This is a genomic window from Streptomyces sp. NPDC001137, from assembly GCF_040298885.1.
In the GTDB taxonomy this organism is placed as follows: Bacteria; Actinomycetota; Actinomycetes; order Streptomycetales; family Streptomycetaceae; genus Streptomyces.
This window is the reverse complement of sequence record NZ_JBEPBA010000035.1, coordinates 63,660-79,792: the sequence shown is the minus strand read 5'-3', so window position 1 is coordinate 79,792 and position 16,133 is coordinate 63,660. Positions and strand designations below refer to the sequence as shown.

Here is a 16,133-nt window from a genome sequence, read left to right as displayed (position 1 = left end):
GATGGTCGACGTCTTCGGCACGGGCGGCGGCCAGACGGTGGCCGACGGCCTCACCCGCACGACGTCCTCAGACCGTCGGCACGCGCCTGGGCTGCGGTTGTTCGTCGGTGGCCTCCCCGCCGGCCACCGTCATCCTCAGCAGGGGCAGCGAGGCGGCGAAGGTACCGACCGCCAGCACGAGACTCAGTACGCCGGCCCCGGCACCGTCGAGGATGGCGCCGACGGCCAGCGGCCCGACGCCGGTACCCAGCGCGCCCGCCCCGCTGAGGGAGGCCACCAGGCGTCCGGTCGGGTCGATGAGCGCCGCGGCGGCGAGCATCTGCACCAGGACGGCCAGTTGGCAGGCCTGCCACAGGACGGCCGCGACGGTGAAGACGACCGGGTCGTGGGTGACGATCAGGACCGCCATCGCGAGGGCCTGCGCCGTGACGAAGGCGGCCATCGACCGCATGCGCCCGAAGTGCCGCGCGCAGAGGGGCCCCACCACGGCGCCCACGAGTGCCACGACGCTGGAGACGGCGAGGACGGCCGACACGGCCGAGTTCGACATGGCGGTGTGCTGACCCCCCAGTACCGAGGCGTATGACCACGCGCCCTGGGTGACGGCCCACAGGAGCCCGGTGCCGAGGAGCAGCAGGACCGCCGGTCGTGCCGAGGCCGCGCCTTCCGCACCGGAGGAGCCGGCGTCCGGTGCCGCGGGACCGGACGCGCCGTCGGGGAGCCGGCGCAGCAGCGGCCAGGCGAGCACGCAGCACAGCGCCATGAGCAGGAAGCCGGTGCCCTCTCCCAGGTCGTGGTTGGCCGCGGGGACGCCCATGATGAGCAGCGCCGTCACGCCGACCACACCGGAGATGGTGACCGCGGAGGCCTTGTCGGCGTCGTCGGTGGCGGCGAGCGCGGCCGTGGCCGCCGCGTAGACCGCGCCGAGCCCCGCGCCGAGCACGAGGTTGGCCAGGACCAGGCTCACCGGGTCGGTGACCGTCGCCGCGCCCAGAAAGCCGGTGCCCGAGACAGCCAGCCCCAGTCGGGCCATCCGTACCCGCCCCGGCCGCGCCGCGCGCTTGGCCAGCAGCAGGGTGACGACGGCGGTCGCCATCAGCTGTGTCGCGGCCACGAGCCCGGCGGTGGAGTCCGACAGCGCGAAGCGGGTCGCGAAGTCGTCGACGAAGACGGGCATCACATTCGCTCCGCCGTTGCCCAGGGTCACTCCGGCGATGAGGGCGACCGCCACGCCGAAGGTCAGGGCGGAACCGCTGCGCACGTTCACCGAACGCTCCTGTGCTGAGAGTAGGGAAGGGCCAGCGGCCCTCGGCGGGGCGCGGAGCGTGCGACAAGCATGAGAACCTCACGAGTTCGGGAGGGGGCGGGGCACGGGGTGCAAGGCAGCGGGACGCGGGGGTGAAGAAGACAGGGCCACGGACCTGGGGGGAGTGGTGTCCGTGGCCCTGTCGCTCGGTGGGGTGTGCGGTGGACGTCGGCCACCGCACACCGGGCGGTGGGCCGTCAGCCGGCCCAGACGTCCTCGACATAGGTGCCGGACTCGATCAGGGCGTTCAGCCAGGCGCTCGCCTCGTCGTCACCGGCGCCGGTGTACGTGCGGTAGACCGCCATGAACGCCTCCCGCACCGCCGGGGCCATGCGGCGGCCGTCGCCGCAGACGTAGACGCGCCCGCCGGCCTCCAGTGCCGCCCAGACCTCCTCGCTCTCCTTGGCGATGCGGTCCTGGACGAAGCGGGCACCGTCCTCGGGGGCGCAGGAGAAGGTGGGGCGCATGCTGACGGCTCCGGCCGCCTCGGCCGCCTCGAACTCCGCGCGGTGGAGGTAGTCGACGTCGGGGTGGTCGCAGCCGAAGTAACACAGCAGGGTGCCGGTCGACTTGGTGTGGTGGCGGTCGAGGACGGCCCCGCGGAAGGGGGCCAGTCCGGTGCCGGCGCTGACCAGGATCACGGGTACGGAGTCGTCCTCGGGCAGACGGAAGGCCTCGCTGCACGGCAGCACCCGGGCCTGGACGGTGTCGCCGGCGTGCACGGTCTGCAGGTAGTGCGAGCCGATGCCGCGGAAGGTGCCCTCGCCGCGGCGGTGGGGCGCGGCGAGCAGAGACACCATCAGGTCGACTTCGCCGGGTGCCGCCGCGGCGGACGAGGAGATGGAGTAGTGGCGCGGGCGCAGGACGGGCAGGAGCTCCAGGAAGATCTCGAACGGCAGCTCGCAGGCCCGGTAGCGCTCCAGCAGATCCAGGAGGCTGAGCCCGGCGGCGGTCACCTGCTCGCGGAAGGTCTCCTCGTCGGCCGCTGCGAGTTCGGCCAGGGGGCGCTTCTCGGGCGGGCAGGCGGTGTGCTCGGCGAGTACGGCGACCTGTTCCCGGGTGGCGGCATCCTGCAGTTCGACGAAGTCGGTGAGCAGGCGGCGCAGGGTCAGCGGGCGGTCGACGGGCAGGGCGCCCCGGCTGCGGCGGCGGGCTCGGAGCCGGACGGTGCGGTCCAGGTCGAGCGAGAAGCGGTCGGCGACGCGCTGGACGAGGTCGTGCGGGTTGCTCGGGAGGACGGCCAGGTGGTCGCCGGTGCGGTAGGTGACGCCCTCGGGCAGCCGGAGCCTCAGGAACCGCTTGGAGCGTCCCAGCCCATGGTTCATGTCGACCAGTTCGTACGCGTCGAGCACCTCCATCGGCTGGACGCCGTGGCGTGCCGCGAGCCCGCCGATGACCGAGTCGGTGGTGTCCTCCAGCTCGTACAGTCCCGCCTCCTCGTCGGCGGTCGGCTCGGTCTGCTGTACGTCTGCGGCGGCTCCGTACCGCTCCAGCAGGGCGGTCCACAAGTCCGCGGTCCACCGGCCCACCGTGCCGGCGAAGTCACCGGCGGCGTCGGCTGCGCCACGCTCCAGCAGTGAGGTGGCGCCCGCGGCGGTGAGCTTCTCGTCGATGAGGGTGGGGACGCGCTGGTAGGTGGCGGCCCAGTTGCGGTCGCCGACGCCGAGCACGGCGTACTCCAGGCCGTCGAGTGCGCCGGGCTCCAGTCCTTCCAGCCAGGCGACGAACTGCGTGGCGTCGTCGGTGGGCCTGCCGTTGTAGGAGGCGGCCACGATCACCACCGGCCCGTCGCCGGCGGAGAGCTTGCCCTCGGCGTCGTTGAGGGGCGCGACGGACGGGGCGAAGCCTCGCTCGTCGCCGTCTTCGGCCAGGTCGCGGGCGATGCCCGCGCAGGTGCCCAGGTTGGAGCCGTGCAGCAGGGTCAACGCGGTACCGGTGGCGCGCCGGACGGCGGGGCGACCCTCGGCGGCGGGGGCGGCGCTCGCGGAGAGGGCGGGCAGGCGACGCTCGCCGCTGGTGCGCCGGGCCAGGTTCAAAGTGAACCCGTCGGGCTTGAGGGTGAGGGACTGCTTGATCTTCAGCTGGTAGTTGGTGTGGTCGATCAGGCGGTAGCGGTGGATCACCAGCGCGAGGACCAGCGTCGCCTCGTGCAGCGCGAACTGGCGGCCGATGCAGGCGCGTTCGCCGCTGCCGAACGGCTTGAACAGATGGACCGGGCGCTCCTCCTCCCGCTCCGGCAGGAACCGGTCGGGGTCGAACAGCTCGACGTTCTCGCCCCAGGCGGGATCGCGGTGCAGTTGCGGGATGAGTATCTGGATCGAATCGCCCTTGCGTACGGCGTACTTCCCGCCGATGACGGTGTCCTCGAGCGGCTCCACCGCGAAGGCGGGCGCCGTCGGCCACAGCCGCAGGCCCTCGTTGAGCACCTGGCGGATGTACGTCAGCTTGCCGATGTCCCCGTAGTCGGGCTCGGGGGTGTCGGCGTCACCCCACAGGGCGTCGACCTCGGCCTGGGCCCGGGCGAGGACCTCGGGGTGCTTGGTCAGGTAGTACAGGGCGAACGACAGGGCGCCGCTGGTGGTCTCGTGACCGGCGATGAGGAACGTGATCGCCTGGTAGCGGATGTTGACGTCGTCCAGGGGCTCGCCCGTCACCGCGTCACGGGTGTGCAGCATGCGCCCGAGCAGGTCGTCGGTGCTCTGGTCGCCGGACGCCCGGCGCTGCCGGATCACGTCGTCGACGAGGTCTTTCATCAGGGTGACGTCCTCGCGGAACTGCTCCGTCTGCTTCCACTTGAACAGTTCCAGGCCGGGGATGGACTCTCCCTTGGCCTGGGCGAAGCCGAGCGCTCGCGACAGGGCGGTGACGAAGGGGTGCGGCTCCTGACGGCTGAACGACTCGAAGTCGTAGCCGAAGCCGCACAGGCCGATCGTGTCGAGCGTCAGCCGCGTCATGTCGTCGGCGACGTCCACGGGCTCCGAACCCGCCGCCCGGTCCCACTTGCCGATCAGCTCACGGGCGACCTGGAGCATCGTGTCGTGATAGGCGCGCATCGCACCGAGGGAGAACGCCGGCATCAGGACGTCGTGCGCCTTGCGCCAGTTGGGCTCGTCGTTGAAGGCGGTGAAGAGCCCGTCGCCGCCGATCTCCCGGAGGATGACGAGGTCGGGGTGCACGTTCTTGCGGAACCGGCTCTCGTCCGCCAGCTCGGTCACCAGGTCGAGGCCCGAGGCGAAGTTGATCTCGTTGCCGAAGACGCGGATCTTGAACAGCGGCCCCAGCTCCTTGGCCTCCTTCATCACGTGGTGCAGGCCGTCGACACCACTGGGGATGTCGAACGCGTGGCCGACCAGGGGCAGGGCGGGACGCTGGGGAATCGGTTCGGTTCCGCGCAGGGTCTCGTGGGTCATGAGCTTGCCTTTCGTTCCGCACAGGCTGTCGCTGACCAGAACTATACGAGCGACATTGTCACTCGACAATGTCGCTCGATTGTGGCAACTGACACAGTCGCTTGACGGAACTATTCGAAGCCCTGCCCGTCCGCCCGGACCAGGCCCCCGCAGGGGGCACGTCCCCTCCGCCGGCCCGCCGCAACGCACGAAGTCCCTCCCGCTACTCACGTAGCGGAAGGGACTTCTCGGACCTGCCATGAACCGAGGCCGGCAGGCTTCAGGGGGTGAGCGCGAACCGGATCGGGTCGCCGATCTTCCTCTCCAGCCGGACCACCGCTGTCGTATACGCACCTTCGGTGTCTCAAGGCTGCCGCCTCGGGCGGTTACGAGGCGATCTTTGTCCCGATGCCGTGGGCGAGGAGGCTCTCGGCGGTCTCCGCGATGGTGTCCTCGATGGGACGGGCCCGCCAGCCGAGGAGCTTCTCCGCTTTTGCGCTTGTGGCGTCGAGGTCCCGGCCGAGCTGGTGCCTGAGCAGGCGCAGTTCCGGGTTCACGAGGCCCAGTGTGCGGGCGACCCACACGGGCAGTTCGCGGGTCGGGGCCTTCGCGGCGCGTTCACCGAGGCGGTCGTGCAGGATGCGTGCGATGTCGATGACGCGCAGGCTGTGCCCGGCGATGGCCAGGAAGCGCTCGCCGGCGGCCGCCGGATCGGTCATCGCGCGCAGGTGCAGGTCCGCGACGTCGCGCACGTCGACGAAGCCCATCCCGAAGGGAGGGCACGCGGGAACCTGTCCTTCGAGCATTCTGCGGACCAGACGCAGAGATGGCGGGTCGTCCAGGCCGAGCAGGGGTCCAAGGACCCCCACGGGATGCACCGCCGCCAGTTCCAGGCCACCACCTTCGTCCTGGAGGAACTGCCAGGCGGCGCGCTCGGAGAGTGTCTTGGAGCGCTGGTAGGGCGGGATGTCGCTGTCGACGTCGGTCCAGTCCTCCTCGGTGAACGGGGTCGAGCGCGGTGGGTGTCCGATCCCGATGGCGCCGAAGGCGCTCGTCAGGACGACCCGGCGGACACCCGTGTCGCGGGCGGCGCGCAGCACTCGCAGGACGCCCTCACGTGCCGGGACCACCAGGTCGTCGTCGTTGGCCGGCGTGTGGCGCAGGGTCGGCGAGGCGACGTGCAGGACGAACTCGCAGCCGGCTGTGGCGGCATCCCAGCCTTCGGGCTGTTCGAGATCGGCGCGTACGACGGTGAGCCGGTCGTCGTCGAATGGTGCGGCCGCGTGCAGCCAGGAGCGCAGTGCGGGCTCGCGTCTCAGGTCACGGACCGTGGTGCGGACGGTGTGCCCGGCCTCCAGGAGGGCCCGGATGCACCAGCTTCCGATGAAGCCGGTTCCTCCGGTGACCAGTACTTGTGTCATCTGTCGCTCCATCAGCTGTTGGCTCGTGCGGTAAGGGGGGCCATCGGGTGCGTCGCACGGTGGCGCTGGGTGGCGGCCACGCTGCTTCCCAGGAGGGCGTGGCCGATCATGATCGGGTAGATGACGGCGCGCTCGAACAGGCCGATGTTCCACATCCAGCCGGTGAACACGTCGGTCATGAAGAGGGGGAATGCGATGAGTCCTGCGGTGCCGAGCGCGGTGCTCGCGATCGAGCGGCCCCTGGTGAGACCGATGCGCGTTCCGCAGGTTCCGACGGCGATCGCCATGATGTTGCCTGCGAGCATGACGCCCTGCGCGCCGACGGTGTGGAAGGCGATCAGGCCGTTGTCGACGTTGGCGTTGGAGCCCTGGAAGATGCCGACGAGCGAGACTCCGACACCGGCGAGGACGGCGAGGCTCACGATGATGATGGGGCGGGCGCCCTTGCGCGGGTCGAACACGAGGAACGTGCCGACGATCAGGAGGATGCCGTAGATCACCCAGCCGGTGTCCATGACGGCACCGAGGGGGGAGTTGGCGACCTGCCCGAACGCGGTCTGCGGCGGGCCGGTCAGGCCGAGGTGGCTGACCCAGTTGTACAGGGGTGAGTACGGCGGGTCCTGCCATGCGGCGGCGGTGATGAACTCGGCGACCCAGGACACGAGCGGACCGAGAAGGATGAGGAGGGCTCCGGCGCGGGCAGCGGTGCCGGAGCGGACGATGGGGTTCATGCGAGAGCCATTCCGGGCACGCGTCGGCGGATGGCCTCCATCTCGGCCTCGTCGGACACGCCCTGCCAGTCGTGGCGGGGGGTGTACGGGGCCTCCAGGGCGCGCACGTCCTCGTCGGTCAGCTCGATGTCGAGGGAGGCCACGGCCTCGTCGATCTGCCGGACCGAACCGGCGCCGACCAGCGGCGCGGTGACGACCGGTTGGCGGCGCAGCCAGGCGAGCGCGACCTGTGCGCGGGTGATGCCGTGTGCGGCGGAGACCTTCCCGACGGCGTCGATGATGGCGCGGTTGGATGCCTCCTCGGCCGGTGAGTAGAGCAGGTCCGCGAAGGCGCCGTCCGTTTCGGAGCGCGCCGTCGAGCGGGCGTCGTCCCACGCGCGGGCGAGACGGCCGCGGGCCAGCGGCGACCAGATGATCGTGCCGACTCCCTCGTCCAGGCACAGCGGGATCATCTCTCGCTCCTCCTCGCGGGCGAGCAGGTTGTAGTGGTCCTGCATCGACACGAACCGGGCCCAGCCGTGCTGCCGTTGCAGGTGCAGCGCCTTCGCGAACTCCCAGGCGTGCATGGACGAGGCGCCGAGGTAGCGGACCTTGCCGGCCTTCACGAGGTCGCTGAGCGCTTCGAGGGTCTCCTCCCAGGGGGTGGAGTGGTCGTTGCGGTGGATCTGGTAGAGGTCGATGTGGTCCGTGCCGAGGCGGCGCAGCGAGTGGTCGACCTCGGTCATGATCGCCTTGCGTGACAGGCCGCGGCCGTTGGGTCCCAGCCGCATCGGGTGGCGCAGCTTCGTGGCGATCACCACGGCATCCCGGTCGGCGAAGTCCTTGAGCGCGCGGCCGAGGATCTCCTCGCTGGAGCCGTTGGAGTACATGTTCGCGGTGTCGAAGAAGTTGATCCCCGCCTCCAGTGCGTGCCTGATGAGCGGGCGCGCGTCCTCCTCGCCCTTCGACCAGACGGGATGCCCGCGGTCGGGTTCGCCGTAGGTCATCGCACCGATCGCGATCGGGGACACGTCGAGGCCGGTCATGCCGAGCTTGATGTAATGCATGACGCTCCTTAAAGTATGTGGAGAGCTCTCCGGATAACGTAGTGGAGAACTCTCCACTTAGCAACGTGAGGTCCCGTGGTCCGTTCAGACGCCCGTGAGAACAGGGCGCGCATCCTCGCCGCCGCACGCGAAGCGCTCGCCGCGGACGGCGGCACGTCGATGAACCAGATCGCCCAGCGCGCCGGAGTCGGCGCCGGCACCCTGTACCGCAACTTCCCCACACGCGAGGCGCTCGTCCTGGCCGTCAACCAGGACGAGGTCGCCCGTATCACCGGCACCGTGCCCGACCTACTGGCCCGGATGCCCCCGCTGGAAGCCCTCCGGGACTGGACGCTGGACCTCGTCGAGGCCATGCGGCGAAAGCACGGCCTCGGCGACGCACTCACCCCGGCCGTACACCAGGCGATCAACGAGCAGAGCTACGGACCGGTCATCACCGCGATCACCCAGCTCCTCGACGCCGGCAAGAAGGACGGAAGCATCCGTGACGACGCCGCACCTGAGGACTTCCTCCAGCTGACCGGCGCGTTGTGGCGTGCCGCGTCCAGCCCCGTGGACCGGGCCCCCCACATGCTCGCGCTGATCCTCGACGGACTGCGCACGCACCGGTAGTGGAGGGCCCCGGCGGCTGAAGGGGTGCGCTGCCTGCTGCTTGCCGCAGTGCCGCCGGCGACCGTCCAGCGGCTGCTGGGCGGTCGCGCGCGGGGTATCGATCCCCGCTGGTGATCCCGCGGACGCTGCCCGCCTCAGTCGCGATCCGGCACGCCTTCGAGCGCCATCCCGCCGCCGGCGTCCAGGAGCAAGGGCGAAAGCGGCGGCCAGCCGTGCGACCTGGAGGATCCGGCTCAGCGGGTCGAGGACATCAAGGCGGCGGTGTCCGTGCCGACTTCGACCTGCTCCGCAAGCGGGTCCTTCTCGTCGCGTGAGGCAGTCGAGAGCAGCGGTGTGGCGGCCTTCCTCGACGCTGCATTGTTGTTCGTACGCCTTTTCACGCATAAACGGAATCGTCGCCACCGAGACTGGACATACAGGTGACGAACAATGCGGCTTTACCCGCCGCTGCCCACCCGGGCGCACGAATCCCCGGAATCGATCGCCGCGTGTAAGCTCTTGGCTGCGCATGCCGTGAGCAGACGCGATCCACGCAGTAAACAACCTGGACCGGATGTATTCGGGGGCCATGAGCGTGGCTGAGTCAATGCGTCCCGTCCCGTCCGGTGAACAGGCTCGGCCGGGCGACATCCTTCCCCTGCGTCTGCAGATCCTCGGCCCATTGCGGCTCTGGCGCGACGGTGCCGAAGTGCAGGTGGGACCGCGTCAGCAGGCCTTTCTGCTCGCGCTCCTCCTCGCCCGTGAGGGGCAGCCGGTCAGCACTTCGGAGCTGATCGACCTGATGTGGGAGGAAAACGTACCGGCCAGCGCCCTGAACGTCCTCCACAAGTACGTCGGCGCGCTGCGGCGCCTGCTCGAACCAGAACTCCCGGCCCGCGACAGCGGCTCGTTCCTCCATCGCCGCGGCAGCGGTTATCTGTTCTCGGCGGAACCCGGCATGCTCGACCTGGTCACCTTTCGCGAGCATGTCGCAACGGCCAGGACGGCTTCGGCGCAGCAGCACCGCGAGGCGGCACTCGCCGACTACGTAGAAGCACTCGCCCTGTGGCACGGTCCCGCGGGTGACGGGCTGAGCAGCGGCCCCGCCGCGCTCCCCGTCTTCGCAGCCCTCGATGCCGAGTTCTACGAGGTGTGCACGGCAGCGGCCGAACTGGCGACGGCACTGGCCCGCCCGGAGCGAGTGCTGCCGGCGCTGCACCTGGCCGCCTCGATGGCGCCCCTGCACGAACCCGTCCAAGCCGGCCTCATCACCACCCTCGCCGCCGCGGGACGGCAGGCTGAGGCACTGTCGGTGTTCGCTTCGGTCCGTGCCCGTCTCGCCGAGGACCTGGGCATCGACCCCGGGCCGCTGCTGCAGGCCGCACACCAACGGGTGCTGACGCAGACGCCGTCGCCGGCCGTGACGGATGCGCACAGCGACGCCGGCCGCCCACGGCCGAGCACGGTCGGCACCTTGGTCGGGCGGGCCAAGGAGCTCTCCTTGCTGCGGCAGAGCCGGGACGCGGCGCTCACCCGGGGCACAGCGATCGGCATCATCGAGGGCGAACCGGGTGTGGGCAAGACCCGGCTGCTGGAGGAGGCCACCGCCGAGGCGGCCCGGCGCGGAGCGCTGATCGTGTGGGGCCGCTGTCTGGAGGGCGACGGAGCGCCCTCGATGTGGCCGTGGGTGCAGGCCATCGGCACGATTCTCGACGGCCTGTCCCCACCTGCCCGGGAGCAGTGGCTCGTCGGTGAACTCGGGCATCTCGTCGAGCCTCGCGGCGGCGTACTGGCCGCACCGGTGCTGCCGGACAGCGGATTCCGCTTCCGGCTTTTCGAACGGGTGGTCGCCGTCATCGGTCAGGTGTCCGCCCAACGACCGGTCGTGCTCGTGATCGACGATCTGCAGTGGGCGGACGGCACGTCGCTGGAGCTCTTCGGGCACCTGGCCGCCCGGCTGCCGGCCGGCACCGTCGTTCTCGGCGCCCTGCGCGACCGTGCTCCCGTACCCGGCTCAGAACTGTCCCGTCTGCTGGCCGCGGTCAGCAGGGTGCCCGGCCACCGCCGGTTCCGGCTCGGCCCGCTCGCCCCGGACGACGTGGCCGAGCTGGTCCGACGCGAGACCGGCCAAGCTCCCGGGGCGGGCGTGGCCCGCAGCATCCACACGCGGACCGCGGGCAACCCCTTCTTCGTGCGGGAACTGGCCCGGCTGCTCGCCGACGGCGGGGTGCTCACCGATGACACCGCGGCCCGGGCGGGGGTTCCGGCCACCGTACGGGACGTCGTCCTCGACCGGATGGCCGACCTGGACGGGGACGCCAGAGATCTGTTGCAGATCGCCGCCCTGATCGGCCGCGATGTCGATCTCGACCTGCTCGTCCGGGTGGCGGGTCTCGATGTCGAGACCTGCCTCGAACAACTCGAGCCCGTGAAGGCCCTGGGCATGATCGAGCCGACACCGGAGAATCCTTTCCTGTTCCGGTTCGCCCACGACGTGGTCCGTGAGTCGGTCTCCACGACCACGCCGCCGTCGCGTACAAGCCGGCTGCATCTGCGGGTCTCTGACGCTCTGGAAGCGACCGACCCCGAGGGCGAGTTGATCGCCGAACGTCTGGCGCACCACTTGTGGGCGGCCGGTCCGCTGGCCGATCCGGCCCGGACGGCTGCCGCCCTGGTGCGCGCGGGGCGGCGTGCGGCGGGCAAGTCCGCCCTGGATGTCGCCGAGCGTCAGTTGCGGCAGGCCGCGCAGGTGGCGCGGACGGCCGGACTCGCGGAGCTGGAGCTGATGGCTCTGTCGCAGCTCACTGCCGTGGTCGGGATGCGATCGATGTACGGCTTCTCGTCGCGGGACCTGCTCGAGCGCGCCGAGCATCTGGCGCGCCGCCTCGGCCGTGAGGTCGAAGCCGCCGGTTTCCTGTTCTCCCGCTGGTCCTCCCACGCCCAGGCCATCGAACTCGACCGCAGCGGGCCCCTCGCGCGCCAACTGCTGGAACAGGCCGAGGCGTCCACCGACCCGTTCGTGCTCGGGTGCGGTCTGCAGGCCTGGGGGATTCACCAGTGGGACATCGGCAACATCGGCGAGTCGTTCCGGTACCTCAGCCGGTCCCGGGACATCGTCCTCAACCTCACCCAACGCGAGAAGGATCCGGTCCAGCACGACCTCCAGTTGCTCATGACCGGGACGCTCGCAGAGGTGACCGCCCTGCACGGTGACGTGGCGTCGGCGCGGGCCCTGCTCGACGGGCTGGAGGAGGTGGCGGGCGCCGACCCGTACATGATCACGATCTGGGCCACCATGTCGGCGCGGACCGCGGCGATCATCGGTGACCCGGTCCAGGCACTCCGCGCGACGCAGCGGGGACTCGCCGTGGATCCGGACTTCTCCTTCGTCTTTCTCGGCACCTACCAGCGGCTGGTCCGCTGCTGGGCCCGGGCCATGACCGGCGAGGACCCGGCCGGCGCCGCGGCGGAGGCTCAGCGAATCATCGCGGCGAACCTGCTGAACCCGCCACGATCCAGCGTGGCCACGTTCTACGGGCTGCTCGGTGAAATGTGGTTGGCGGACGGAGCGTTGACCGAGGCCGCCGCCGCTCTCGACCGGGCCGACCTCTACCTGGACGCCTGTGGCCAGCGCCACCCGGAGGGCCTGATCCTGCTACTGAGAGCACAGCTGCTGCAAGCCAGTGGGGAGCCCATTGCCGCGGTCCGCGCGGCCGCCGAAAGGGCGCGGGCCTTGTCCACCGAGCGCGAGGCCCACCTGTTCGCCCACCGCGCCGAAAGGTTCCTGGCGGACCTTGAGGACCCTGCCGGCACATGACGGCACCCGCCTCCGTCGTGCCCGGGCGGTCTGCGACGCGTCAGTGAGTGTCCACTCGTCGTCAACAAGACCCGCCTACGGTCAACCGAACGTCCGCGGGTGCGGGCGGCCGTGGACCATGTGCCACCGGGCGCTGCCGTACCGGCACGCTTCGGCCGCGGCGATGCGCAGATCATGCGTCACCTACGTCACTCTCTGAAGGCGAGGTCGCACGATGAACACTCCGGTGGTCTTCATTCACGGCCTGTGGATCCATGCGCTTTCCTGGCAGCCTTGGCAGGATCTGTTCGGCGAGCGAGGCCATGAGACCCTTGCGCCCGGCTGACCCGGTGAGGCCGATTCCGTCGAGGCCACGCGGGCCGATCCCGACGCCACGGCCGGGTTCGGCGTCGACGAGATCACCGACTCCTACGCAAAGACCCTTGCGACTCTGGGGACGCCGCCCATCGTGGTGGGTCATTCCTTCGGCGGGCTGATCGCGCAGAAGTTGCTCAGCGGCGGCCAGGCCGCCGCAGCGGTGGCGATCTCCCCTGCGCCGATCAAAGGGATCCGGGTCCTGCCGCCCAGCCTGCTGCGCTCAAGCCTGCCGGTCCTGTCCCGGCCGGGCAACAAACGCAAAGCCGTCGCCCTGACCGAGAAACACTTCGCCTACGCGTTCGGCAACGTGCTGCCGCGGTCGGAGTCCGACGAGTTGTATCGCCGCTGGGCCATCCCAAGTCCGGGTCGTCCGCTCTTCGAGGCCTCGTCGGCCAACTTCACCCGAAACGCGCCCACCGCCATCGACACCGGCCGCGATGACCGCGGTCCGCTGCTGCTGGTCGCGGCAGGCATGGACCACACCGTGCCCGCCGTCGTCGTCCGAGCGGCCCACCGGCTCTACGCCGGCTCCGGCTCTGTCACCGAGATCGTCACCTACGCCGATCGCGGGCACAGCGCGCCGTTCGACCACGGCTGGCGCGAACTGGCCGACGACACCCTTACCTGGCTTGCCCGCCAAGGCCTCTAGCCGGTCGCCGGGGGAGTGGCCCTCGTACTCGCCCTGATCCGGAATCCACAACGTGTCCACTGTTCATCAATCGGTGCTCCGTACCTTCGGTCGGGACAGGGCGGACGGCCATCTCGCGATCCAGTTCAGCGACCCCATCCATCCCAAGGCCGTCCAGAGGGACGCCAGTGAGGGAGGTACACCATGAACGCGATCACAGTCACGGACGGTACAGAGATCTTCTTCAAGGACTGGGGCTCGGGCCAGCCGATCGTCTTCAGCCACGGGTGGCCGCTGTCGGCCGACGACTGGGACAACCAGATGCTGTTCTTCCTGCACCACGGCTATCGCGTCATCGCCCACGACCGGCGCGGACACGGCAGGTCCACGCAGGCCGGCGGCGGTCATGACATGGACCACTACGCCGACGATCTGGCCGCGCTGACCGAGCACCTGGACCTGCGGGACGCCATCCATGTCGGCCACTCCGCAGGCGGCGGCGAGGTGACGCGCTACCTCGGCCGCCACGGCGAGGGCCGGGTGGCGAAGGTGGTGCTGATCAGCTCGGTGACACCGTCTCAGTTCCTGTCGGACGCCAACCCCGACGGTCTGCCACAAGGCGCCTTCGACGGTCTGCAGGCCGGCATCGCCGCCAACCGCTCCGAGTTCTACCGGGATGTCGCGTCCGGCCCGTTCTACGGCTTCAACCGGCCGGGCGTCGAGCCGTCCGAGGCGGTCATCCAGAACTGGTGGCGCCAGGGCATGATGGGCGCCGCGAACGCCCAGTGGGACTGCGTCTTCGCCTTCGCACAGGAGGACTACACCGAAGACCTCAAGAAGATCAGCGTGCCGGTCCTGGTGATGCACGGCGACGACGACCAGATCGTCCCCTACGCCGCCACGGCTCCGCGAGCAGCCGAGCTGCTGAAGAACGGAACGCTCAAGACGTACGCCGGCTTCCCGCACGGTATGCCGACCACGCAGGCCGACACGATCAACGCCGACCTGCTGGAGTTCATCCGGTCCTGACCGCGCCGTGGGCGCCCCGCGGGACACGCCCCAGGAGACAGGAGAGGGCACATGAAGGTCCTGATCGCGCTGACCTCGCATGACGAACTGGGCGACACCGGGCGCAAAACGGGGTTCTGGCTCGAAGAACTGGCCGCGCCCTACTACCACTTCAGGGACGCGGGATGGCAGACCATCCTCGCCTCACCGAAGGGCGGGCGCCCACCCCTGGACCCCAAGAGCAACGAGCCGCAGTTCCAGACCGACCAGACCCGCCGGTTCGAGGCCGACGCCCGGGCCGAGGCCCAACTGGACGCCACCGTACGGCTGGACTCGGTGTCTGCCGACGACTTCGACGCGGTGTTCTACCCCGGCGGGCACGGGCCGTTGTGGGACCTCGCCGAGGACCCGACGTCGATCGCACTGATCGAACGGACCGTAGAGTCCGGCACCCCACTGGCGCTGGTGTGCCACGCCCCCGGCGCGATGCGGCACTGCCGGGCCCCGGACGGCACGCCCTTGGTGGCGGGCCGCAGGGCCACCGGCTTCACCGACAGCGAGGAAGAGGTGATGGGCCTGACGAAGGTGGTGCCCTTCCTGGTGGAGGACGAACTCATCGCCAAGGGCGCCGATTTCTCCAAGGCCGATGACTTCGAACCGTATGTGGTGACCGACGGACTGCTCGTCACCGGCCAGAACCCGGCATCCTCCGGTCCGGCCGCGCTCGAGTTGATCGCGCTGGCCGAAAAGACCAGGGGGTAGGCCCGGCGCGGAGGGTGAGACCATGGCCGAGCTCCTTCATGGCCGCCACCTGCTCCCGCTGCACGCCGACCGGTGGCACCTAGTGGCCCCCGACCATCTGGGGTCGGTCACCCCGACGCGCCGCCGGTCACCCGCTTCACCCCACACCTTCGACGCCCTCACCGAGCTGACCCGGGACCTGCTCGGGCAGCTCGGCATCGAGCGGTACGCGATGTACGTGCACGATTACGGCGCCCCGATCGGCTGGCGGCTCGCGCTGCACGACCTCGCAGCGGTCACGGCCCGAGGGCCCTCAGGCCGCCATCAGTGCCGCCAGGGCGCGGTCCATCGCGGCGTTGAACTCTTCCGGCGTCAGCGGCAGCCGGGACTTGACGTCCCGACTCCATTGGTCGGCGAGGACCTCGGCTGAGCCCGCCTCGACACCGTCGAGCGCCGCGTCGGCCAGATCCGACGGAGCGATCTTGTCCACGGGCCAGCCCGCCGCCATGTCGGTGTCGGCCAGGCCGAGGTGTACCGCCGTGACGAGTGTGCCTTGCTCGGCGAGCTCCAGGCGGACTCCGTTGGTCATGGCCCAGGCGGCGGCCTTGGTCAGGTGGTAGGCATTGGCGCCCTTGCCCCCGAACCATGACATGGCGGAGAGGACGTTGACGATCGCGCCCCCGCCGTTCCTGGCGAGCGCCGGCGCGAACTCCCGGATCATTCCCAGGTGGCCGAACATGTTGGTCTCCAGTTCGTGCCGCACCGCGTCCAGTGAACCGGTCACCAGGTCGGTACCGGTACTGATTCCCGCGTTGTTGATGAGTAGCGAGACGTCCGGTGCGGCCTCGGCGGCGGCCCTCACGGATGCGGGATCGGCGATGTCGAGGGGCAGCACCTCGACCCCGGGCAGGTCCACGGTCTCCGGTCGGCGGGCCGTCGCGTAGACCTTGTGGGCGCCGCGTTCGAGCAGGCGCTGGGCGAAGGCGCGGCCCAGGCCGCGGTTGGCTCCGGTGACAAGGGCGACGGAGTTGTTGATGTCCATGCCCGGTACGCTAAAACCTGACGTCGGCGTCAGAGGCAAGTGCCGCCGTCAGGACC

The 16,133-nt window shown here is 70.3% G+C and carries 9 protein-coding genes and 2 pseudogenes; 5 read left to right on the top strand and 6 right to left on the bottom strand.

Going from position 1 to position 16,133, the window contains the following annotated elements; genetic code table 11:
- Positions 1–322: 322 nt before the first annotated feature.
- The 5 genes and pseudogenes from ABT254_RS42365 to ABT254_RS42345 form a co-directional block, all read right to left on the bottom strand.
- Positions 323–1,207, bottom strand: a pseudogene (locus tag ABT254_RS42365) (MFS transporter); the annotation flags it as partial.
- Positions 1,208–1,503: 296 nt separating this feature from the next.
- Positions 1,504–4,716 (bottom strand): cytochrome P450, encoded by a 3,213-nt coding sequence (locus tag ABT254_RS42360; RefSeq protein ID WP_351482917.1) that lies wholly within the window; start codon positions 4,714–4,716, stop codon positions 1,504–1,506.
- Between the two features lie 365 nt (positions 4,717–5,081).
- Positions 5,082–6,116 carry an SDR family oxidoreductase gene (locus ABT254_RS42355; RefSeq protein ID WP_351482915.1) on the bottom strand — a complete coding sequence of 345 codons (1,035 nt, stop codon included), beginning with the start codon at positions 6,114–6,116 and terminating at the stop codon, positions 5,082–5,084.
- 11 nt (positions 6,117–6,127) lie between these two features.
- A complete protein-coding gene (locus ABT254_RS42350; protein ID WP_351482913.1) occupies positions 6,128–6,847 on the bottom strand; it encodes a DUF998 domain-containing protein in 720 nt (239 codons plus the stop codon).
- Positions 6,844–7,893, bottom strand: a complete 1,050-nt coding sequence (locus tag ABT254_RS42345) for an aldo/keto reductase (protein ID WP_351482911.1) — start codon at positions 7,891–7,893, stop codon at positions 6,844–6,846. Before ABT254_RS42345 ends, ABT254_RS42350 begins: the two co-directional genes overlap by 4 nt.
- Before the next feature lie 75 nt (positions 7,894–7,968).
- On the opposite strand from ABT254_RS42345, the gene ABT254_RS42340 reads away from it, so the two are divergent.
- The 5 genes and pseudogenes from ABT254_RS42340 (at position 7,969) to ABT254_RS42320 (ending at position 15,056) form a co-directional block, all read left to right on the top strand.
- Positions 7,969–8,505: a TetR/AcrR family transcriptional regulator gene (locus ABT254_RS42340; RefSeq protein WP_351482909.1), complete on the top strand. Its 537-nt coding sequence runs from the start codon at positions 7,969–7,971 to the stop codon at positions 8,503–8,505.
- 574 nt (positions 8,506–9,079) lie between these two features.
- Positions 9,080–12,301, top strand: a complete 3,222-nt coding sequence (locus tag ABT254_RS42335; protein ID WP_351482907.1) for an ATP-binding protein — start codon at positions 9,080–9,082, stop codon at positions 12,299–12,301.
- Positions 12,302–12,695: 394 nt separating this feature from the next.
- Positions 12,696–13,307: pseudogene (locus ABT254_RS42330) on the top strand (alpha/beta fold hydrolase); the annotation flags it as partial.
- A 183-nt stretch (positions 13,308–13,490) separates the two neighbouring features.
- Positions 13,491–14,315, top strand: coding sequence for an alpha/beta fold hydrolase (locus tag ABT254_RS42325; RefSeq protein WP_351482905.1), 825 nt, complete (start codon positions 13,491–13,493; stop codon positions 14,313–14,315).
- A 51-nt stretch (positions 14,316–14,366) separates the two neighbouring features.
- The gene (locus ABT254_RS42320; protein WP_351482903.1) at positions 14,367–15,056 is read left to right on the top strand and encodes a type 1 glutamine amidotransferase domain-containing protein; all 690 of its coding nucleotides are present in this window, start codon (positions 14,367–14,369) and stop codon (positions 15,054–15,056) included.
- Between the two features lie 292 nt (positions 15,057–15,348).
- On the opposite strand, the gene ABT254_RS42315 is transcribed toward ABT254_RS42320, so the two are convergent.
- Complete coding sequence (locus ABT254_RS42315) at positions 15,349–16,077, bottom strand: SDR family oxidoreductase (protein WP_351482901.1); 729 nt, start codon at positions 16,075–16,077, stop codon at positions 15,349–15,351.
- Positions 16,078–16,133 lie beyond the last annotated feature (56 nt).

Coding starts and splice junctions, on each gene's coding strand:
- ABT254_RS42360 (WP_351482917.1), bottom strand. CDS start 4,716: ATGACCCACGAGACCCTGCGCGGAACCGAACCGATTCCCCAGCGTCCC.
- ABT254_RS42355 (WP_351482915.1), bottom strand. CDS start 6,116: ATGACACAAGTACTGGTCACCGGAGGAACCGGCTTCATCGGAAGCTGG.
- ABT254_RS42350 (WP_351482913.1), bottom strand. CDS start 6,847: ATGAACCCCATCGTCCGCTCCGGCACCGCTGCCCGCGCCGGAGCCCTC.
- ABT254_RS42345 (WP_351482911.1), bottom strand. CDS start 7,893: ATGCATTACATCAAGCTCGGCATGACCGGCCTCGACGTGTCCCCGATC.
- ABT254_RS42325 (WP_351482905.1), top strand. CDS start 13,491: ATGAACGCGATCACAGTCACGGACGGTACAGAGATCTTCTTCAAGGAC.
- ABT254_RS42320 (WP_351482903.1), top strand. CDS start 14,367: ATGAAGGTCCTGATCGCGCTGACCTCGCATGACGAACTGGGCGACACC.
- ABT254_RS42315 (WP_351482901.1), bottom strand. CDS start 16,077: ATGGACATCAACAACTCCGTCGCCCTTGTCACCGGAGCCAACCGCGGC.